12 protein-coding genes are annotated in these 22715 nt (G+C 45.9%); 9 read left to right on the forward strand and 3 right to left on the reverse strand.

Annotation, left to right across the window (positions count from 1 at the left end):
- Positions 1 to 76 precede the first annotated feature (76 nt).
- Both QUA99_RS27830 and QUA99_RS27835 read right to left on the reverse strand, forming a co-directional pair.
- Entirely contained in the window at positions 77 to 1669 is a 1593-nt protein-coding gene (locus tag QUA99_RS27830) for a nucleoside hydrolase (protein ID WP_333243207.1), read from the reverse strand.
- Between the two features lie 79 nt (positions 1670 to 1748).
- Complete coding sequence (locus tag QUA99_RS27835) at positions 1749 to 5156, reverse strand: PAS domain S-box protein (protein WP_333243213.1); 3408 nt, start codon at positions 5154 to 5156, stop codon at positions 1749 to 1751.
- Positions 5157 to 6077: 921 nt separating this feature from the next.
- Here QUA99_RS27835 and QUA99_RS27840 point away from each other — a divergent pair.
- From QUA99_RS27840 to QUA99_RS27875, 8 genes are all read left to right on the forward strand, one after another.
- Positions 6078 to 6857, forward strand: coding sequence for a methyltransferase domain-containing protein (locus QUA99_RS27840; RefSeq protein ID WP_333243204.1), 780 nt, complete (start codon positions 6078 to 6080; stop codon positions 6855 to 6857).
- 550 nt (positions 6858 to 7407) lie between these two features.
- Positions 7408 to 7752, forward strand: coding sequence for a hypothetical protein (locus QUA99_RS27845; RefSeq protein ID WP_333243201.1), 345 nt, complete (start codon positions 7408 to 7410; stop codon positions 7750 to 7752).
- Between the two features lie 214 nt (positions 7753 to 7966).
- Complete coding sequence (locus tag QUA99_RS27850; RefSeq protein WP_333243197.1) at positions 7967 to 8992, forward strand: ABC transporter permease; 1026 nt, start codon at positions 7967 to 7969, stop codon at positions 8990 to 8992.
- A gap of 637 nt (positions 8993 to 9629) precedes the next feature.
- Entirely contained in the window at positions 9630 to 11240 is a 1611-nt protein-coding gene (abc-f, locus tag QUA99_RS27855; RefSeq protein WP_333243194.1) for a ribosomal protection-like ABC-F family protein, read from the forward strand.
- A gap of 12 nt (positions 11241 to 11252) precedes the next feature.
- The gene (locus QUA99_RS27860) at positions 11253 to 12080 is read left to right on the forward strand and encodes a hypothetical protein (protein WP_333243191.1); all 828 of its coding nucleotides are present in this window, start codon (positions 11253 to 11255) and stop codon (positions 12078 to 12080) included.
- 503 nt (positions 12081 to 12583) lie between these two features.
- Positions 12584 to 13627: a hypothetical protein gene (locus QUA99_RS27865; RefSeq protein WP_333243189.1), complete on the forward strand. Its 1044-nt coding sequence runs from the start codon at positions 12584 to 12586 to the stop codon at positions 13625 to 13627.
- A gap of 250 nt (positions 13628 to 13877) precedes the next feature.
- Positions 13878 to 14651: an ABC transporter permease gene (locus QUA99_RS27870; protein WP_333243186.1), complete on the forward strand. Its 774-nt coding sequence runs from the start codon at positions 13878 to 13880 to the stop codon at positions 14649 to 14651.
- Positions 14652 to 14776: 125 nt separating this feature from the next.
- Positions 14777 to 15676 carry an ABC transporter ATP-binding protein gene (locus QUA99_RS27875; RefSeq protein ID WP_333243183.1) on the forward strand — a complete coding sequence of 300 codons (900 nt, stop codon included), beginning with the start codon at positions 14777 to 14779 and terminating at the stop codon, positions 15674 to 15676.
- A 37-nt stretch (positions 15677 to 15713) separates the two neighbouring features.
- Here QUA99_RS27875 and QUA99_RS27880 read toward each other — a convergent pair whose 3' ends face one another.
- On the reverse strand, positions 15714 to 16796 hold the full coding sequence (locus tag QUA99_RS27880; protein WP_445251050.1) for a TIGR03032 family protein: 1083 nt from the start codon (positions 16794 to 16796) through the stop codon (positions 15714 to 15716).
- Between the two features lie 259 nt (positions 16797 to 17055).
- On the opposite strand from QUA99_RS27880, the gene QUA99_RS27885 reads away from it, so the two are divergent.
- Positions 17056 to 22440: an FG-GAP-like repeat-containing protein gene (locus QUA99_RS27885; RefSeq protein WP_333243180.1), complete on the forward strand. Its 5385-nt coding sequence runs from the start codon at positions 17056 to 17058 to the stop codon at positions 22438 to 22440.
- Positions 22441 to 22715: the final 275 nt, after the last annotated feature.

Raw genomic sequence — 22715 nt, forward strand, 5'->3', positions numbered from 1 at the left:
CTCACTATTATCTCGGATGATTCACTTTTACCCTCTCAATCCGCGTATGTGCCAGTTGGGGGTGCGGAATGTGGGTTCAAGCTACGAAAATATCAGCCAAGTTGTTGCTAAAAGTATTAGCTGACTGACCGAACACAACAGCAAGCAAATCGTTTCCTTGGGAGATTTGGACGCCGTTAGAACTATCAGTAAAGGACAAATTATTGGAGTTGTTTGCACTCAATTTGGTTGCGCCAATCAAGAAGCCATTAATGGTGTCAAAGCCATCTCCTGTTGTTAGGGCAACTTTAGCCTTGCCGGAACCCAGCCAAATCACGTCAGAACCAAGGCCGCCGTCGATCGAGTCTTTGCCGCCATTGCCGTAGATAGTGTCGTTGCCACCTCCACCTAAAATCGTATCTGCTTGCGGCCCGCCGTAGATCTGGTCGTTGCCCAAGCCGCCAATCAGTAAGTCTTTGCCACCGTTACCGTAGATGGTGTCGTTACCTGCAGCACCTAAAATCCGATCGGCTTGTGGGCCCCCGGAGATGATGTCGTCGCCAGCTTCGCCGTCGAGGTTATCATTGCCGCCATTACCGGAAATAGTGTCATTGCCAGCACCTCCATCCAGGTATTCATTGCTAGCAGTTCCGACAATCATATTACCAACCGAAGCGTTAGAGCTTTTGAAAACGTCACCCGAACTAAATCCTAGATTGTTGAAACTGGGATTGAGATATACATTGATGTTGGGAGGCAGGTTGGGAACTGCAAATGTTTGCCCTTGGTTAACGCTTGGTGCGCCATTGGTATTGACATCTAAGTGCAGGGGTGTTGCTTTGGAGAAGGTAGGTTCGCTTAAAGTTAGCGCTGCTACTAAATCCCATGCCGGGTTAGGAATCAGCGGATCGTTGCCTGAAATAACTGTGAGAGCAAAGTCTAATAATTCTGATGCGATCGCACTTTCTGGAGTACCTGTAGCTTTCCATGCGTTGAGATCGGCGCGAGAAAATCCAATTTGGTTAGTGGCATCCAGGGGTGTTAAAAATACTGGTAATCCTTTCGATGCAGCATCAAAGACTTCCTTTGCAGCTTGCGGATCGACCCAGATATTAAACTCGGAAACAGCGTTTTGTTTGAGAATTGGATCGAGGTGTTCTCTGAGGTTGCCGGGAACAAAAACAGCACCTCCCATGATGTGAACGCCTGCAATATTGTCAATAATTGTGGGGTCGCGGCGGAGTGCTTCTGCAATGTTTGTTTGGGGGCCTGTTGCCAAAATTTGGACTGGTTGTGGCGAGCCCTTTACGGTGTCGATAATTAATTGTGCAGCATCCCGCCGATCGACGGTTTCTAGAGGGCGATCGGGTAGAGTAACAAATGGCGACCAAAAATTATCCGTGGCATCCCGAAATTCTGGCGGAAAAGCGTTATTTCCGGCTAAGGGAGTATCTCTGCCAACCGCGACAGGAATACCCGTCTTGCCTAATCGGGTTAACATTAGCTCGACATTGTTGCCAAATATTTGCGGGCGAGCTAGTCCTTGGGAAATGGCGATCGCCTTGACGCTAAATTTCGGATTTTGCAGCATATAGGCTAGGGCCGTCATCCCATCTTGGCTGCCATCATCATCAACTATCAAAGGGACTGGTGTGCTTGAGCTGTCCGATGTCAGCATATTCAGTGTCACTTTTTTTCAGAAACATAATTAGTTTACGTGGTTTTAAGTTGATTGAATTTTTCTTAACATTTATTTATTTGGGAAGTTTTTAATTATTAACAGGTAAGCGGATCGTAAAAGTAGAACCCACACCCTCCTGACTTTTTACTGAAATATTGCCGCCCATCATGAGGCAAAAACGCTGGCTGATTGCTAGTCCCAAACCGGTGCCGCCGTACTTGCGCGTGGTAGAAGCGTCTGCTTGGGTAAAGGGTTGAAAAATTTGCTGCAACTGGTCTGGATTCATCCCAATTCCTGTATCTGTACAATGAAAAACTAAAAATTCTTTACTAGCAATTGAAGATTGAGAATTTGCCGCAGGTTCCGAAGTATTTTCTTGTCTGGATTCACTACTTTCACCTGGGATTTTTTCTCGGCTGGCTGTGAGGGTAATTGTACCGTTTTGAGTGAATTTTGCTGCATTGCTCAGCAAATTTAATAAAATCTGCTGCACTTTGGTAATGTCCCCGTGCATAGTGCCGATATTGGTAATTCGCTCCAAGTTTAGAGTGTTGCCGTTTTTCTCAATTAGCGGTGCGGCGGTAGATGCGACTTCTTCAATCAAGGCGGCGATGTCGAAGGTTTCTAAGTAAAGATCCATGCGACCGGCTTCGATTTTAGAAATGTCGAGAATGTCGTTAATTAGCGATAGCAAGTGTCTGCCGGAAGTGCGGATTTTGTCTAAATCTGGGATGAGTTCATCGTAGCCCAATTCTTCGGTTTCTTCTTGGAGCATTTCGCTGTAGCCGATGATGGCATTCAGAGGAGTTCGCAGTTCGTGGCTCATGTTTGCCAAAAATGCGCTTTTTGCGGTGGAAGCTGCTTCGGCTGCTTCTAGGGCCAGTTGCAAGGCGGATTCAAAGACTTTGCGATCGCTAATATCCTCGACGCTGCCTTCATAGTAGAGTACCTCGCCGTCGGCGTCGCGCACTGCACGCGCGCTTTCGGAAATCCAAATTACGCTGCCGTCAACGCGGTAAACTTCTGACTCAAAACCCGAAATTTCTCCGAATTCTTCCATCACCCGCATAAACTTCTCGCGCTGCTGAGGATTGACGTAAGTTTGCTGTCTGATGTTTGTGAGATTTGATGTCAATTCTTCGGGAGTAGCGTAGCCGTAGATGCGGGCTAAAGCTGGATTTACGCTCAAGAAGTGGCCTTCGGGGGTTCTTTGAAAAATGCCTTCGACGGCATTTTCAAAGATGCTGCGGTATTTTTGTTCTGCTTGACGCAAAGCGCTTTGTGTGCGATCGCGCTCGCTGGCTTCGATCGCCAATGATACCAAATCTGCCAGGGAAGCCGCAAAATTTTGTTCTTCTACTGTCCAGTTGCGAGGAGTTCCCACTTGTTCGATACAGATGACTCCGACTGTTTGTCCTCCCAGCCGCACCGGTGCATCTAAGGTAGATTTGATGCCGATTAGTGCAAAGTAAGATGCCACAAATTCTCTGGTTCTAATATCTGAAAGAGCGTCGTCGGCTGCGATGGTCCGGTCTTCTTCCAAAGCTTGAAAATAAGCTGGATAGTCTGCTGCTGCAATTTCAGTACCTTGGGAATGCTGGTGGTTGCTGCGCCTAAATTGGTCGAGACATTGCAGTTTCGATCGGCTTTCATCGTACAACCACGCTCCGGCTCCTTCTGTATCTAGGGTATGAGCAGCAGCTTCGGTGATTTGCCTCAAAGCTACTTGCAAATCGCCTCGATACAGCGCTTTATTTCTCGCCAATTCTAGCAAAACCGTATTTTGTTTGAGCAGTTGTTTTTGCCTTTGGCGTCGCAGGGATTCGGCTCGCTTCTGTTCGGTAATATCGCGAGCCACCCAAATTACCGATTCTTCTGAAAGCGGCGAAACACTGGCGGCAAAACAAACTTGGCGTTCGTTAATCATTAAATCGTATTCGATGCTGACAGTTTGCTGAGTATCTAAAGCTGCTCGGATGTGGTTGATAAAATTGTCGGCTGTAGCTTGCGGAAACATCTCCCTGAGAGTTTTGCCCATTAATTCTTCGGCTGGTTTGTACAGCAGGGATAGATTGGTGGGCGCGATTTTTAAATAGCGGCCGTTGGCATCCACAACTATAATTAATTCGTTCATTGCTGCAAACAAAGCCCGCAATTCTGCTTCTGCGGCTTCGAGTTCTGCCGTTCGCTCTGCTACTCGCTGTTCTAAACTAGAGTTGGTTTGTTCTAGGGCAACAAAAGACGATCGCAATTGTCTGGCCATTTGATTGAAAGACTGAGCTAGAAGGCCGAGTTCTTTGACGCCTTGAACTTCGACTTCGCCGTTTAATTCTGCGGAGGTGAAGTCGGATGACTCAGACATTTTTCTTAAAGCTTTGGAAGCTTCCAGCAATCGGGTAATCGGTTTGACAACCCAGCGAGTGGTAAAAATGCCGAGTGCGATCGCCAGTATGAAGGCAAAAAAGCACAATAAAATAGTTATCCGAGTGTTGGCGTTAATTTGCTCCATAAAGTCTGCTTCCGGGATTGCCACTACAATCAGCCAATCGAGACCGCGGCCGTCTTGCAGGGGAGCAACGGTAATGAATTGACGTTTGCCGTCTATATCGAAGGTAAATTGTCCTGGGTTGTCAATTTGTTCAAAACTGCCAAATCGTTGTTGCAAGTATGTGGAGGCCGATCGCATTAGCAAATTTTTGCTCTGTGTGGCCAACAGCCGTTTTTGTCCGTCTTTGTCCTTGACAAAGGGCAATTCGTCTGTGGAACTGGCGACTATTTCGCCGCTGCGTTCGATCGCGAAAACTTGTCCCGACGGGCTAATTTTGATGCTTTTGAGAAAATCGCTGATTTGAGAAAGAGTCAGGTCAATTGCCAATACCCCCCGCAGGTTTCCTGTTTCATTGTAAATGGGCATCACCGGCGTAATGCCGAGCACTGGCGGTGCTGCGAAAACGTAGATGGGAGACCAAGTGGCTTTTCCTGACTGTTTGGCAGCTTGATACCACGGTCTAGTACGGGGGTCATAGGCAACGGTTTTGATTAGCTCAGTGCGATTTCCTTGGCTGTCTAGGCGATAAATTTGGCGGTTTGGAGCGGTTGATTCGTCTCTGATGTATACTAAGTTTTCTGCTTCTCGCTTGAGCAAGAGGAATTTGCCCTGTTCGTCGCCGTAGTAGATGGTTGTAGTTCGATCGCTCAGCTTGGTCTGATTCCACAAATAGCGCTCTAAATTGGGGAAGTCTTCCGGGTCTAAGTTTCCAGAGGCGATCGCAGCAGTATTCATTTGCAGGAATAAATGAGACACATCCCCAAAACTGCGGAAATTTTCTTTAGTTCTCGCTGCAACTTCCAGGCTTAACCTAGTAGCAAGGTCATTGACAGCTTTCTGGCCGTTGCGAAACGAGAGCCATCCAGTCACGCCGACTGCTACAGAGATTTGCACCACCAGCGGTATCAACAAAACTAGGCTCAGTGACATCTTGGGCGAGCTTTTCATCAGACAACTGCTCAGATTTTTCAATAACATCAATATTCTGACACCTACCGAGTTTACGTATCGTTTGTCGTTTAAAAGATGCCCCAGATATAAGTTACAAAGCTGTACAGCAAGAGTGAAGTGCGGTGACCTGCCGCTCAAAACTTGGCTGAGGTTTCCACCGCTACTGTAAAAACTTGTAATATTAATGATGCCACTACTTGCCTGAATGTGGCGATCGCTCTGCGGACTCGCGGTCAAAAACGCACGCCCCGTAAAAAAAGCAACTTTAGGCCCGTGCTCCACACCCTGGTTTTCATCAGTCCTTCCCAATTATTTAATTCTTTAATCTAAAATTTACAATCTAAAATCTCAAACGGTATCACTTTCTCCCGGTGCGGATGGCCCACCTTACCCTGCTTAATAAAAATCAGATTTTAATTTTTTTTCTAGGGCCATGACAATGTAAATTAGGTGACAATGCCCTGTGGGAAAATTTGCTATTAATAAAATAAGCTGGCCAAATCCCGATCGATCGCTCCTAGGATAATTTAAGCATCTGCCGTTCATCGAGGGCAGCAAAGTAAAGCGTTTTTGGCTTTTTTGGACGATCGACTCCTGTGAGCGCTCGGGGCTTCGAGCACTCAAGCATTGAATTAGGGCTGCGTGACCTTGAGGAGTTTTATATTTTTGAGTTAGTTAAAGAATTGTGAAATAATCAAGGCAGAACTAATCACTGCACCCGACCTCATGCTAAAGTTGCTGTGGGAGTTCAGGGGTGAGCGGCAATGAGTGATTGCGAATGTTAGCTGGCTTCGCTCCTGAGTTAGGGCTGTAAAAAAAATTAAGATTCTGAGATTTAATTGCCAAAAACTATAATAAATTGTCACTATAACTTTTTCTGTTTCTTATAAAAAGATAAAATTAATAAGGATGAGCAACATGAACAACTTCAACCAATTATTGATTAAATCTCAAAGATGTATGCGGGTGGGTTTAAGCAAATTTAGGATACAAATACAAACTTCTATAATCAAAAATCTTGGCAAGAAACATAACTTATATTTTTGTCCCTGTTGTGGTCATTCTTTGACGAATTTTATTGACTGGAGTGGTAGCTATCGCAATGTTATATGTCCTTATTGTGATTCGCAACCAAGACACCGAGCTCTGACATTACTGCTTAAACAAAAATCTAACTTAGACTTAAATAAACCAATTAAAATGCTACACATAGCACCTGAAAGTAGCTTGAAAAAAATTTTTACTGGTAAAGAAAATATTAAATACATAACGGCAGACCTTAATAATTCATCGGTAGATGTCAAACTCGATATCACCCAGATTCCCTATGATGATAATACCTTTGACGTAATTATCTGTAACCACGTTTTAGAACACATATTGGATGATCGACAAGCAATGAGAGAACTTTTACGAGTTCTAAAACCCAATGGATGGGCTTCTTTACAGGTACCAATTGCCTCTGATTTAGAAAAAACTTTTGAGGACGCTACGATTACATCGCCGGAAGATCGCTTACGCAATTTTGGACAAGAAGATCATGTTAGATGGTACGGACGTGATTATCCAGATCGTCTAACAGAAGTAGGATTTAGTATAACCAAAGAAAATATTGCTGAATCATTAAGTTCGGAAAAAATGGAACAATATGGGCTAAGAAGTGAAGAAGACTTATATTTTGGTACTAAAGCAGAGTAAGCTGTCAAGTATCTTTTTTCTCTATAATAGAATCGGGCTGCCTAATGTAAGAAAAAAATTTGGTTGCCTAAAATGCGACCACCATACTATCTAGAAATACTTCTCCTTAACGAAGGTGATTGAAAAATACTCGCTCTAAATTTTGTTGTTTATGGGTTATTCGTTTTTAAAGTGGTAATGTTTGAAATATTACGAAACTAGCCCAACTAAATCAACTTGTATGGTGCGTCAGGCTTTCGTTATAGGGCGATGATCGAGGGTTAGGGATAGTAGAACACCTAACTAATTGTGACCAGCGGCGAGAGTCCTATCTGATTTTAATTTTTTCTACAGTGCCACGACAAATGTAAATTAGGTGACCATCCCTTGTTGAAAAATTTGCTATTAATAAGATAAGCGGGCCAAATCCCGATCGATCGCTCCTAGGATAATTTAAGCATCTGCCGTTCATCGAAGGCAGCAAAGTAAAGCGTTTTTCGCTTTTTTGGACGATGGCTTACGCCCCGCTACGCTACGACCTTTTGGCAAAATAATACTTCTGGAGGATGACATGAACTATACATTTGAAATCCTGGGCGTATCTCCAACTTTAACTTTTTTTAACCAGCAGCAAGAATTGCTGCAACAAAAGCAGCCGTCGGGTGTAGAATACTTGGCAAACCGGAAGTGTACTCTGGATGCGTTTGTGGCATCCGTGGAGACAGTTTCTCCAGATCGCGGCTGGGATGTCGATCGAGTTGTAGACACCGTGATTAGTTTCTGGATGAACAACTCGGATAGCATCCAGTATTGGAAGCACAGGCTGCAGGATGCAGGCAGCGAAAACTTGTTAGTAGCGAGAGTAGGCGATATCAAGTCTTTGCAAGCTGCCTTTGAATCGCTGCTGGGCGAATAGGAAAATCGGGAATTGCGAAAAAGTCGATCGACTTTTTCGCAAAAATCAACTCAACAGTCTATTAGCAATTCCCAATTCCCCTGATTCGCGACACGGAAGTTGCAGATATACAATATCTGTTTCTTCCACCCTCCATCATCCACCTGCCATCTGCCTTCAACATCTGCCTTCAACATCTGCCTAATGACTGATTTCTTCGCAATTCCCAAATATTATGTCTCGTTCTAAAGCCCTACAATCGTATATTTTTGTCCGCTTGCTCCTCGCACCGTTAATGTTGTGGACAATCACCACAGCAGTATTTTTATTGTTGCGGGCCACTCCGGGCGACCCCATAGATGCCATTCTCGGCTCGCGGGCTCCGGCAGCGGCAAAAGAAGCAATGCGAACTCAACTCGGCCTCGACGCACCCCTGTGGGAGCAATATTTCAAATACATGAAAGACTTATTCAGTCTGAACTTGGGAACCTCAATCACCACTCGCGGACAAACCGTGTGGCAAATTATCGGAGACTATTTCCCCGCTACAGTGGAATTAGCAGTTTGTAGCATGGCCATAGCTTTAATTGTCGGCATCAGTATCGGTTCCCTGGCAGCATCCCGCCCCAACACTATTTTCGATGCTGCAGGCCGTTTGTTTGGCATTATCACTTACTCGCTGCCGGCTTTTTGGGCCGGCATGGTTTTGCAGTTGATTTTCGCGGTGCAGTTGGGCTGGTTCCCCTTGGGAACTCGCTTTCCCGTGACATTCCCAGCCCCCCAAGGCTACACAGGACTGTACACGATTGACAGTCTCCTGAGCGCTAACCCCGGTCAGTTTCTCACAAGTTTGCATTATTTGGCACTTCCGAGTTTGACGCTGGGCATTCTTTTGAGCGGCATTTTCGAGCGCATTGTCAGGGTGAATCTCAAGCAAACTTTGCAAGCAGATTATGTCGAAGCAGCTAGAGCTCGCGGAATTCCTGAATTGCAGATTTTATGGGCTCACGCTCTGAAAAATGCGCTGATTCCGGTGATTACTGTCTTAGGATTAACTTTTGCTGCACTGTTGGGCGGTGCTATTTTAACAGAGGTTACTTTTTCTTGGCCGGGGTTGGCAAATCGCCTTTACGAAGCGATTAGCTTGCGGGATTATCCAACTGTTCAAGGTATTGTGGTGTTTTTTGCGGGAATTGTCGTAATTGCCAGCATTGTAATTGATATTTTGAATGCTTACATTGACCCGCGAATTCGGTATTAAAGGAAGTTAGTTGTTATGATATGATGTCCGGTCAATTACCCGTAAAAAAAGGGTTGCAGTGAGGACTAAAATTCTCACTACCAACCCTTTTTCTTTTGGTCGATCGACCGGAAATGATACAGCATAATGGCTCTTCCTTACTTACTGTGCCAAACTATTGGTTTAAGTAGTTGAAAATCAACCTATGTCTGAATTTAAGAAAAAACGGCTAAAATCAACTAAAACAATACCAGAAATCTTTGCTATATCAGAATTTGTGCCATTATTTTTAGATAAATTAGCACAGTAACTAAGGAAGAGCCAGTATGGTGTACAGCGCGCGCCTTACCACTACAGATGGTGTCAAAATAGATTCCTTGTGTCCAAGACTGTATCCGTTGTACCGCAGAATTCAAAACATCTGTGGCTTGACAACGCAAAAATCGTGTAATATACTGTAATTTATTGTAGTCTATCAATTCTTACTGCCATGAAGCTAACTGCTGGTTGCTAACCCATCCCGATCGATTTCCAACGCTCTGTGCTTTAAAAACTACGAAAGCCAAAGATTTGAATTGGGTAGCGACCTCTCGATCGTACTGCGATCGAGCGTCCAGCACTACGAGGACGGCTCAGCAAACCCAGATGGAGCAGAAATATGCAAAAGAAAGCAATTCTCAACGCAGCTAATTTGACCTGCGAAGTCGCACCCACACGGACTTTGTTCGCAGATATCACTGTTGCGATTCATGAAGGCTCGCGCATTGGCTTAGTCGGTCGCAACGGCAGCGGTAAATCGACCTTGCTCAAGCTACTTGCCGGACAACTAATCCCGCAGATTGGCACAGTCGCGAGGACAGGTAGTGTTTACTATCTGCCTCAAGTCAGTACCCTGAATCTGTCTGCATCGAATGAATTGGTACTGGACTGGATCGCTTCTCATTCGGATGACTGGTGGACGGTGACGACGTTGCTAGAGGAGAAGTTTACCTCGGAAGTCTCCCTATCTCAGCCTCTGAGCACAGTTAGCGGCGGAGAACTGACGAAACTTTGGTTGGCGATCGCTCTATCGAAGCAGCCTGATATTCTGTTGTTAGATGAGCCAACAAATCATTTAGACCTGTTAACCCTGGAACAATTGCAGACAGCACTGCAAGAATTTTCTGGTGCTTTCGTTATTGTCTCGCACAAGCCGTTTTTTCTCGATCGCACCGTCGATACGATTTGGGAATTAACGCCAGCGGAATTAAAGGTTTACGGTGGGAACTACTCCTTCTACCGATCGCAAAAAGAAACCGAACATCAAGCCGCATTACGCGCCCACGAAGTAGCGCGAAAAGAACTAAAGCGAGCGAAAACATCAGCAGCTCATGAACAACAACGAGCCGCCCAATCTCGCCAACAAGGTCGCAAACGTGCCGACAGCATTCCGAAAATTCTCGCTGGTGCGTGGAAGCGACAAGCTGAAGTAACGGCAGGAATTGCTAAGAAAAAACATGAACTAGCCGTAGAACAAGCAACTAATCAAGTTACCGCAACCAAAATCAAAACGACGAAAACAACCCGGGTTAAATTAGAAGAATGCAGTCACAAACACAAAAATTTAATCGATATCGAAGGTGCTGATTTGAGATTAGGAGCGCGCCGATTAATCAAAAACATTCAGCTTCATGTATCGTCAGAATCGCGCATTGCCATTGCTGGAAAGAACGGCTCAGGAAAATCCTGTTTAGCTCAAGCCATTCTAGGAATGGAGAGAACTCCAGCAATTTTAGAAGCCGGTGAAATTGCCATAAAATCTGCCATAAAAGGGGTATATCTCGATCAAAGCTATGAAATGGTCGATCGCTCTCGGACAGTCCTAGAAAATATGCAAATGGCAAACCCAAACTTAGACTATCAATTGCTGCGACAGCAATTAGGAAATTTTCTATTTTTTAATGATGAGGTGAACAAGCCTGCATCTGCCTTAAGCGGCGGTGAGTTAGCGAGATTAGGGCTGGCTGCGATCGGCATTTCTCAAATTGATTGGCTCATTTTAGATGAACCAACAAATAATTTGGATTTGGAAACAGTGAATCAGATTGTTGATGGAGTCAATGAGTTTCAGAGCGCCCTCTGGGTCATTTCCCACGACCTCGACTTTCTCAGCCGCATTGGAATCACACAAGCCTACCAACTCCACAACGGCCAACTTCAGCCGCTGATCCATCAACCGCATGAGTTGGAACGTTATCATCAGGAATTACTTGAGATGCAAATGTCTTAATTCTGAAGCTCAGTGGCGCAGCCTACATCAGCAGGAATAGCAAAAGCTCCTATTTTGGGAAGAAGACAATTTCTAGTTTCTGGGCAATACTGGATCAAACACAGTTCAATATTTGAGGAAACGCTGATGAGAATATTGCGAACAATCGCCGCTCTATCGGCTGCCTTGACCCCACTGGTGGCTGAAGCTGCCTTTAGCCGTCCCATGCCGGGAACAGCCGATTTTCCCAGAGCCTCAAACCCCCAAGTAAATGTGCCTGTTTGTTTCATCGAAACTCCAGGCGGCACAACTTTTGATTTAGTCAGCTTGTGCGGCAGCAATGCTGCTCCCCAAAACACTGCTCCGGTTGCGGGCAACCCCGCCAATGCTCCTGCAAATAACCCCAATGGGGCTGCTCCGGCTGCTGCCCCGAACCCTAACAGCGTCACCAGAGATGCTGTCGGCACGCCGATAACTACTCCAACAGGCACGGCAAATCCCAACAATCAGAATAATCAGAATCCGGGAACTGCGCCCAATACCAATCCCAATAATCTCAATCCGGGAACTTCACCAACCACCAATCCCAATAATCTCAATCCGGGAAGTTCGCCCTATACCACTCCCAATAATGCCAATCCGGGAACTTCGCCGAATACCAATCAGAATAATCTCAATCCGGGAAGTTCGCCGACTACCAATCCCAATAATAGTGCGTCTCCCACGGGTGGAACTGCTGGTGACAGCAACAGCGATTTAGTTCCCAATCCCAATCTCAATCTTCCGAGAGTGCCCCCGAGTTCCTTTGGCCCTGGAGGTGTTGCACCGACTAGAGATGCGATTGATGGCCCCCGCCAGTAATAGGCGAAGTGTCAGAACTTTCATCACAGAAACCGGGTTGCTCGGAAACGTTCTGTTTTTCAGGGATAGTTCACCCGCGAGAAAGCCGGAATATTTATTTGCCTGCTTAATATTGCTCTCAGGTGCGATCGGCATATTTTGTAGCAGAGTAGCGAAATAAAAGTTAAGCTAAGAGCTTGTAGACGCTATTGACCGAACACTCTTTCAAAACTGGACAACCAGGTAGAAGCAGTGATAGATAGCTAGCTTTAATCCGTAACAGGATTAGCGATCAGCAAAGGTTAAAATTATTACCAGGCGGGTGCTCGCCAGCTCCAAGTTCTCAAGCTAAACCATTAAACAGGCATATTTTTGTTAAGCCAGTGTGGTTGAGAAAGTACCGACTGATAACATGAGCGAGACAAAATTAACCCGATTATTCGGAGGGTCTTCACGAGCAAAATATTTGTTTTAAATTTCAACAAAATTGCTCTAGACCCGATCGCACTTGAGGAGGACATCTAGTGTCAAACTTAGTTCAACGCTTAGAAATAACCGCTCATCCGCAACTAGAAAAATCCCTCGGCTATCGAGGAGACAGTCGCTGGGTAGCTTGGCGCTGGGAACCCGACATTGAGCAACTTATATCCAGCGACGGCAAAACAGTCGGCACTGGCAATAATATGGCTTGGCTGGTGTTTTTGCAGCACGATTTAGTCGCTCCTGCGGTACAAGAGTACAACCTGGGCGAGGGCGATCGCTACTGGCTGCTTTTAGACACAGCAACTAGAAATCTCTACGTCGGCGAAGGGAAAACTGTTCAAAGTCTGCTCGAACAGCCGGAAAGTTTAGGTTTATTGGCCTGTCTCGATGGTGGCAATGCCGATCGACAAACTGGTGAAACTTGGCAGCAAACCTTATCTCAACTAACAGCCAAACCAGTTGTTCGCCACCTGACAAATGCCCTTCCTTTCGGTATCGCGGCAGCTTTAATCGGTGCTTTAGGCATCGGAACCGGATTGTGGGTAGTGCCGGCGGTGCAGCAGAAAATAGCCGAAAAAGCTGCTTTTATTTCCCCAATTAGTTCTGGCGCCAACTGCGGGCTTGGCGGTTCCGACGATTTTTCAGGTTATATCGGTTCCTCAAGCGGAAACAAAGAACTTCATTTAATAGGCGTTTACGAAGCCAATGCGGATCACAAGAACCGAGATTTATCACAAAGTGCGATCGAAGTCAAAGTAGAACGCCGAAACAAGCCGATAATTCTCGCACTTTCAGCCTACGAACCGGTGCAATGGAACATTACCGCAGAACCGGGCGCAGTTATCGAAAAAATCATTGTTAACGGATACCACAACCAAACTGTTTCAGGAGTTTCGGGAATTCCAATTGAAGAGCACAGCTACGAAGAAACCGGAGACAATCTCGGCGACTTTATCTACAAGTGGGGTGCTACCCCTGAAAGTAGCAATACTTCTTCCCTCGTGACTAAATTGGAACAGAAAAACCGCACCAGTTTAACTTCTTTTCAAGGATGCTATAGAGGTAAAAACTTTAGTATTAATTGAGAGCAGCGAGAAACCGCGACAAGTTATACGATTTCCGATTTTCGATAGGGAATAACTGATTAGATATGGATTTGGAATTTGTTACAGTTCCCTGCTTTTTTTTACAGGTGTTAAAACCTATCCCCCTAAAATCACAAAACCCGCGCCGGCGGGTTTTTTATTGAGAGTTAAAGTTATTTGCACCTCTATGGTATGATATCCGGTGGTGCGATCGCCAATTCCCCATTCTCACAATACTAATAAATTTCTTATGAAATACTGGTACGAAACGCTCGCAGTAGCACAGCGGATTTTAATTGAATTGGGGAGGCGGCGACGCAGCTTAGTATTGTGGAGTATTTTTCCAGTTTCTATCTTGCTAATTAACGGTTTAATTTTAAAAGAACGGGCTAATCTCACCACAGCAAAAGCCTTTGAAGTTGCTGCACCTGCAAGCTTAGTAGGAGCGGCTTTATTTTTTAGCTGTCTCGGTGGTAGCGTAGCAACCGTAGTAGCAGAGCGAGAACAGCATACCCTCAAACGCTTGTTTATTTCCCCGCTGAGCGGCACTTCCTACTTTTTAGGAATTTTCCTGGCCCACAGTTGCATCGGCATCGGTCAGGTAATTTTAGTATACACGATCGCCTCTTTTTTAGGAGCGCAATTTCAAGGCTCTATCCTGTTAGGATGTGCGATTATTCTGCTCAGCATTGTATCTTATGTAGGTGTAGGCTTTATTCTCGGCACCCAGTTTGCGAGGCGCACAGAAGATGTCAACTCCCTAGTAGCAGCTTTCGGCGTTCCTTTATTGATTTTAGGAGGTGCATTTTTGCCAACTTCGCTGTTTCCCCAAAGTCTGCTGGAACTCGCCCAGTACAATCCAATTTATCACATGAACGAAGCGCTGATGGGCGTGTGGGCTGACGGCAAAGATTTGGCTGATATTTCAGAACACTTCTGGTATTTATTCATATTTTCTATAGCCATGATTGCAGGTGGATGGCTTTCTTACCGCAGGATGCTGAGAGTAGAAAGAAGACTTTAAAACTATCTCATTATATCGTAATTATTCATCTCTCTCTTCTCTTCCTCTGCGCCCTCTGCGCTCTCTGCGGTTTAATCGTTCATAAACAACCGTAAATATATAAAATAATACGGAGAATTAAAGCAGTGCTGCAAATAGAAAAGCTAAACAAGTCCTACGGCGAACGTTCAGTGCTTAAAGATTTAACACTCCACATCCAAGCTGGAGAAATTTACGGTTTGCTCGGACAAAACGGGGCGGGTAAAACTACAACTATCAATATTTTATGCAATTTGCTAAATGCCGACAGCGGTCAAGTTTCTATTAATGGCGAACCTGTTTCCGAAGCTACAAAATCCTTAATAGGGGTAGCGCCTCAAGAAAATTTGCTTTACAAAAGCCTTAGCTGCGAAGAAAATCTCAACTTTTTTGCTCAAATTTACGGCTTAGAGCGCAAACAGCGGCGCTATCAAGTAAGACACTGTTTGAAAGCAGTAAATTTGACAGATAGAGCTACAAGCCCGGTGGAAACTTTGAGCGGAGGAATGCAGCGCCGTTTGAATATTGCGGTGGCTTTGGTACACCAACCTAAATTAGTAATTTTAGATGAACCGACAACGGGTTTAGATATTGAGGCTCGCTATGAAATTTGGGAGTTAATTCAGCGATTGCAATCGGAAGGAATTACAATTTTGCTAACAACTCACTTGTTGGATGAAGCTGAGCGTCTTTGTCAGAGAATTGGAATTTTGAAAAATGGCAATATTGTTGCTGAGGGCAGTTTGGAGGAGTTGCAAAAACTAATTCCGGCTCAAGAAATTATCGTGGTAAAAACCGACGAAGAAGCTGAAGTCATCGCCCGCGCTAAACAATACAGTTTCATCCCCCACCGCTACGGTAGCGATTTAGCTTTTTGGCTGCCGGAGCGTTTAGAATTAAAAGAGATTATTTTGCTGTTCGACGGGATTTCTATTGACTCAATCGCTCGGTATCCGGTGCGGTTAGAACATATTTATGTCGAAGTTACCAAACAAACTGCATCTTAATCTGCGTTCATCAGCGTACATCCGCCACCATCTGCGGTTAAAGTTCCAAAGTAATTAACTGAGCAATTTCATCCGTTTGAAAACCCAACGCCATCGGCTTTTGCACTGCCGGAATCACCTGCACATCATAAAGTTCTGTGACAATTCCTTCAAACCGCAACCAGTGAACGATCGCCCCAGTAGTCAAATCGATCGCCATCATACCACAGCGAGGCTCAGCATCCTTGGCTAGCAACAACTCATCCAATTCTAAACCGCTAAAAGTGTTGTCACCACCCCGAGGTTTCGAGAGTCCAACAATTGCCCAATTTTGCCAAAAAGCTAGTCCTCGCACGTATCCCGGACAAAACGCAATCGCCTCAAATTTCCCTGTATCTAAATCCACATATCCTAATTCGCCTCTCCCCGAATTCAGCAACCACAATTTGTCTTGATACCAGCGCGGTGAGTGTGGCATTGACAATCCTGTGACGATAATATCATTAGATTCAATATCAATAACTATACCGCCATTTTTTCTGCGATCGCGCCAGCCATCCACCACATCCGACTGACTCGACGCTGTGACATATTTCGCTTCCCCAGCCACCATCGCCAAACCGTTGAGGTGACAGCGGTCTTCGTTGATGTATTGTGAGATAAAACCGGGTTTCCAGAGAGGTTTGCAACTGTGGCGATCGCTCACTGTAGCGATACAATTAAACAAAGTGCTAATAAAAATGATTTGATTATTTTTATCGACTGCGATATCGTGAATGTCGATATCTCCTGTAGTATAGCCGATTCTGGGTATATATAATTTATCGTATCCTTGGTATAATTTCCCGGCTTCTAAGACATTATCTAATTGCCAGAGTTGATATTTTGAACTTAAATAAAGGCGTTCCGGCGTGCAGTAAAGCCCCATTGCGCGATCGAATATTCGCCAAAAAGCCGAGATTCTGTTGGTTTCTGGCACAGCACCAATTAACATTAACCTGCTGGTTTGATAGGTGGTGCAAGCGAGGCTGATTTGTTGTTGAGTTAGCCAAGATGGAAAATCGCGATCGCCAAAAATCTCGTGTTCGTGGGTTGTGTTGAAATTTGTGCGATCGTCATTATTCATAGAATTACTGAGCATAATTGCCTAAAATCAATAATTTCATAAACTCGCTCCGACTTCGACTTTTTATAATTCCCATAAAATAGCCAGAGAAGTATAAAGATTTAGTAAATGAGAAGCTCAAACTCTGACAGTACGATCGCACCCTGTTAAGCTCCTAGTAATTAAAAGTTTAGGGTGTCATCCTTTACCAGATAGGAATACCGCCATCGCAATCGAATCAGGCGATCGCTTTTAGCAGCTCAAAAATCAGTAATTCTACTCAAAGCAAAAACAGATGAAAACTCTAACTCAACTTAACAAAAAAAATCTCTTTGTGGGTTCCATTAGCAACAAACTAAGCTCGATCGTCATTCTTGACCCCACAGTACCCGACAGCAACTACATAGCCCAAGGCATCAAACCAGACACAACCACTTACATCCTGGAAAGCCAGCCTGATGCCATAGAGCAAATCACCACAATCCTAGCTCAGCATACAGGCATCGAATCGCTACACATCATCACCCACGGTAGCCCCGGCAACATTTACTTAGGTACAACAGAACTCAACAGCAGCAATATCGAAAACTACAGTCAACAGTTGCAACAGTGGCGAAACGCCCTCACTGCCAACGCCAGCATCATCTTGTATGGCTGTAACGTAGCAGCCGGGAAATCCGGGCACCAATTCCTGACTCAACTCCACCAACTCACAGGCGCAAACATCGCCGCTAACTCCCAACCTACAGGTAACTCAGAACTAGGTGGCACCTGGGACATTCCGCAACTCATCCCCCCATCAAGCCAAAGGGCGAAACTGGCGATCGCAGAAACCACCCTCAAAACCTACAGTGGCGTACTCGGCTTCGCCCCCAAAGTAGACTTCACAACTGGCTCTGGCCCCAACTTGGTAAGCATCGGCGACATCAACGGCGACGGAAAACCTGACTTAGCAACGGCGAACTTCAACAGCGCCTCCCTCCTGCTCAACACCACCGCCACAGGAGCCACCACTCCCACTTTCGCCCCCAAATTTGACTTGATTACTGGCGTTGCCGTCAGAGGCATCAGCATCGGCGACATCAACGGCGACGGGAAACCTGACTTAGCTTTGGCGAACATCAACGAAAACAGCGTCTCCATCCTGCTCAACACTATCCCCACCGGGGCCACCTCCCCCACTTTCGCCCCCCAAGGCAGCTTCGCAACTGGCCTTAACCCCGGAGCCATTAGCATCGGCGACATCAACGGCGACGGGAAACCTGACTTAGCTGTGGCGAACAGCAGCGAAAACAGCGTCTCCATCCTGCTCAACACTACCCCCACCGGAGCCGCCTTCCTCACTTTCGCCTCCCAAGTTCCCTTCCCTACTGGCTCTTTCCCCTTCTCCGTCAGCATCGGCGACATCAACGGCGACGGGAAACCTGACTTAGCAACGGCGAACCGCGACAACAGCACCGCCTCCATCCTGCTCAACACCACCCCCACCGGAGCCTTCACCCCCACCTTCGCCACCAAAGTTGACTTCACAACTGGCAATAGCCCCCAATCCGTCAGCATCGGCGACATCAACGACGACGGGAAACCTGACTTAGCAACGGCGAACCGCGACAACACCGCCTCCATCCTGCTCAACACCACCCCCACCGGAGCCGCCACCCCCACTTCCGCTACCCAAGTCCCCTTCGCTACTGGCACTAACCCTGCTTCCATCAGCATCGGCGACTTCAACGGCGATGGGAAACCTGACTTAGCAACGGCGAACGCCGGCAGCAACACCGCCTCCATCCTGCTCAACACCACTCCCACCGGAGCCTCCACCCCCACTTCCGCTACCCAAGTCCCCTTCGCTACTGGTAATAACCCCGCTTCCATCAGCATCGGCGACTTCAACGGCGATGGGAAACCTGACTTAGCAACGGCGAACTCCGGCGGCGACAACCTCTCCATCCTGCTCAACACCAGCCCCAAAGTTATTGGTCTCATTGCCACAACCCCTGACGGCAGCTACGGCGTCGGTGCCACCATCCCCATCACCGTCACCTTCGATTCTGCTGTCAACGTTACCGGCACACCCCAACTGCAACTAGAAACCGGTACAACCGACCAATTTGCCAATTACGCCTCTGGTAGCGGCAGTACAACTCTCACCTTCAACTATGTAGTGCAAGCAGGAGACACCTCTCCTGACTTAGAATATCTCGCCACCAATTCTCTCACCCTCAACGGCGGCACAATTAAAGAGACTGCTGATACAGCCTTTGATGCCGTCTTAACTCTTCCGGCTTTAGCCTCAGCTAACTCCCTCAGCGGTAGCAAAGCCATAGTTATTGATAACATTGCACCCACAGTTGCCTTAACATCAACTTCAGCAACCACAGTCAACGGTTTATTTAGCGTCACCGCTACCTTTAGTGAAAATGTGACTGGGTTTGATAATACTGATATCACCTTAGCCAACGCTACTGTCGGTAATTTTGTCACAGTTGATGCGAGAACTTACACCTTTGATGTCACTCCCAGTGCTAGTGGTAATGTCACAGTTGATGTCCCTGCTGCCAAAGCTACGGATAATGCGGGTAATAATAATACCGCTGCAACTCAACTAACTCGTACTGCTGATATTACCGCACCTGATGTTACCCCACCTAATGTTGCCTTAACATCAAATTCAACACCAACAGTAACTGGTTTATTTAGCGTCACTGCTACCTTCACTGAAGATATCACCGGATTTGATAATACTGATATCACCGTAGCCAATGCCACTGTCGGTAATTTTGTCACAGTTGATGCGAAAACTTACACCTTTGATGTCACTCCCAGTGCTAGTGGTAATGTCACAGTTGATGTACTTGCAGCTAAAGCTACGGATAATGCGGGTAATAATAATACCGCTGCAATTCAACTAACTCGTACTGCTGATATTACGTTACCAGTAACACCAACTCCAACGCCAACGCCAACGCCAACGCCAACACCAACACCAGTAACGCCAACCCCAACACCAGTCACACCAACGCCAACACCAACACCAGTAACGCCAACCCCAACGCCTACACCAACACCAGTAACGCCAACGCCAACGCCTACACCAGTAACGCCAACACCAACACCAGTAACGCCAACTCCAACGCCTACACCAGTAACACCAACTCCAACACCCGTAACGCCAACTCCAACACCAGTAACACCAACTCCAACTCCAACACCAGTAACACCAACACCAACGCCAGTAACACCAACGCCAACGCCAGTAACACCAACTCCAACTCCAACACCAGTAACGCCAACGCCCACGCCAGTAACACCAACTCCAACTCCAACACCAGTAACGCCAACGCCAACACCAGTAACGCCACCTCTTAACAATCAACCGCCCATCGTCAATAAACCAATATGGGATCAAAGTCGTGCTACTGGATTTTCTAGCAATACCGCTTTTGTCTTTGCTCCTGACACATTTATCGCTCCAAATCCGGGCGATACTATTACCTATACAGTCACCGCCCTAGATAATAATTCTGTCGCCGAGGGACAAGATTATATTTGGACGCAAGGCGTAAATGGGGGTCAGTACAAGCGGAAAACAGAAAATGCTTCCGTAACTACTATTCCGACAATATTTGACGGGCCTAATGCTTCGCTAAAATTTGACCCGACTACCCGCACTCTCAGTCAAGTAGCAGGAAATAATTTATTTTTACCACAATGGGTAGAAGTTAAAGCTACTAGCAATAATGGTAAGAGTGTCAGTGAATTATTGCATCTTCAAGGCTGGAACTGCACGGGTTTTGTGATTGACGACTATATTGCCGGTGCTAATGTCTTCTTTGATGCTAACAAAAATGGTACGATAGATCCGAACGAACCCAAAGGGACAACTGACAGTCAAGGTGCATTTGGTTTTGATATTCCTTTTGGCAATTTTGACACGAATAATAACGGTAAACTCGATCCCAATGAAGGTAATTTAGTCGCTTTTGGCGGTACTGACATCGGTACGGGTTTACCCCTAGAAACGCCGCTAAAAGCGACACCAGATGCAACAGTAATTAATTTACTGACTAGCATCTTAGCTGAATTAGCCGATCGCGGTTTAACCGTCAACGAAGCGAATGCCAAAGTCACTAGCGCTTTCGGTATTCCCAGCGACATACCGCTGAATTATGTCGATCCGATCGCAGCTACCCAAGGCGGACAACCGGGCGCTAAAGCTGCATTAACGGCGATGCTTGTAGCCCAAAACTCGATTACTCAAGCTGCGGGATTAATTGAAGGTGCGAGTAATCTGACTATGGGTGATGCTGTCAAGCAAATAGTTAGTACGATCGCCGATCGCATCCAAACAGGAACGTTAGATTTCACCAAATCTGAAGAAGTGGCAGCCTTACTGACAAAGGTAGCCGATCGAGTGAAAGCGATCGATCCTAATTTTAACACCCAAGAGATATCAGTGGCGGCACCAGCATTAGCGCAGGTAATAGCAGCATCTAATCAACGGATTGTAGGGGCGATCGCGACTAATACCGATCTGACACAACTGCAAAAACAAGTAGCAGTCATCCAAAAAGTTGCTTTAGGTGCAACAACTGAAGACTTTAAAGCATTTGGTGCGGGTCAAAAAACCCTTGATTCTCTAGTTGCAGAAAACACTGGTAAAGCGTTAGATGAACAAATTTTGAATGGTGGTAATACGACACCAACACCAGTCACAACTCCAACACCAGTCACAACTCCAACACCAGTCACAACTCCTACGCCAGTCACAACTCCTACGCCAACTGATACACCAACTCCAACTGATACGCCAACTCCTACAACAACTCCAATTCCAACTGATACGCCAACTCCCACAACAACTCCAATTCCAACTGATACGCCAACTCCCACAACAACTCCAACTCCAACTGATACGCCAACTCCAACTCCAACTCCGATCGCACTACCGACACTTTCACCCACAGGGGAAGTGCAAATTGCGATCGCAATGCCAAAACCATCGGTATCAAGTAATGTGCGATCGGGTTTACCAGAAAACACCCTATTAGGTGATGTTTACCTACTAACAGATGGCAACGATACCAGCATCCCACCAGAAGCATTAGGTTTAACCATATTTGCTCTCTCTGGTAACGACTCATTAACAGGTTTAGAATCACCAGATACCTATTTTGCTAATCAAGGAGAAGATAATCTGGTAGGTGCAGGTGGTGACGATCAACTATTTGGCGGTAAAGGTTCCGACTCGATCGATGGCGGTATTGACAACGATTTTGTTAATGGGAATAATGGTAACGATATCCTGCTAGGAAGTGATGGCGATGATACCCTGCGCGGTGGTAAGCAAGATGATATCTTATCAGGCGGCGGGGGTAACGATATCCTGAATGGCGATTCCGGTTTTGATATCCTCACAGGTGGCGCAGGGAATGATATCTTTGTATTACAAGATACGGCTAATGACCTATCTCAAGCCGCTCTGATTACTGACTTCACTTCCGATGATAAAATCAAGTTAATTGATGTCACTTTCAGTCAATTAACTTTTGAGTCAGTTAATGTCATCTTAGATGGTGCAACTGCTGTAGTATCAACCGCAATCAAATCTGGGAATGACTACTTGGGAGTGGTTTATAATCTGAATCCAACGGCTCTTAATAGTAGCTCTTTCTTGTAAGATTGCTGAGGAAGATACTATTTTGATAATATAGCCTTTCTCAGAAAGATGAGGTACTCATGGGCATAGGGAATAGGGAATAGGGAATAGGGCATAAGGCATACCTCACTTTTTTAAGAACCGCTATATCTGCTAATTGCCGGCTGATTTAAGAAAGAAAGAAAAGTGCGATCGCCCATTCGATCCAAAAGGGCGATCGGGAGCATCTCAGTTATGAAATGAGTATAAATACCTCGAACAAAAATGTGACATAATAGAGAGGTAGTAAGCAAACA

Origin of the sequence: Microcoleus sp. F10-B2, assembly GCF_036704965.1 — a bacterium.
Classification (GTDB): domain Bacteria; phylum Cyanobacteriota; class Cyanobacteriia; order Cyanobacteriales; family Microcoleaceae; genus Microcoleus.

Bases quoted from the DNA above. Each gene is read 5' to 3' on its own strand.
- QUA99_RS27835 (WP_333243213.1), bottom strand. From the start codon at position 5,156: ATGAAAAGCTCGCCCAAGATGTCACTGAGCCTAGTTTTGTTGATACCG.
- QUA99_RS27840 (WP_333243204.1), top strand. From the start codon at position 6,078: ATGAACAACTTCAACCAATTATTGATTAAATCTCAAAGATGTATGCGG.
- QUA99_RS27845 (WP_333243201.1), top strand. From the start codon at position 7,408: ATGAACTATACATTTGAAATCCTGGGCGTATCTCCAACTTTAACTTTT.
- QUA99_RS27850 (WP_333243197.1), top strand. From the start codon at position 7,967: ATGTCTCGTTCTAAAGCCCTACAATCGTATATTTTTGTCCGCTTGCTC.
- abc-f (WP_333243194.1), top strand. From the start codon at position 9,630: ATGCAAAAGAAAGCAATTCTCAACGCAGCTAATTTGACCTGCGAAGTC.
- QUA99_RS27870 (WP_333243186.1), top strand. From the start codon at position 13,878: ATGAAATACTGGTACGAAACGCTCGCAGTAGCACAGCGGATTTTAATT.
- QUA99_RS27880 (WP_445251050.1), bottom strand. From the start codon at position 16,796: ATGCTCAGTAATTCTATGAATAATGACGATCGCACAAATTTCAACACA.
- QUA99_RS27885 (WP_333243180.1), top strand. From the start codon at position 17,056: ATGAAAACTCTAACTCAACTTAACAAAAAAAATCTCTTTGTGGGTTCC.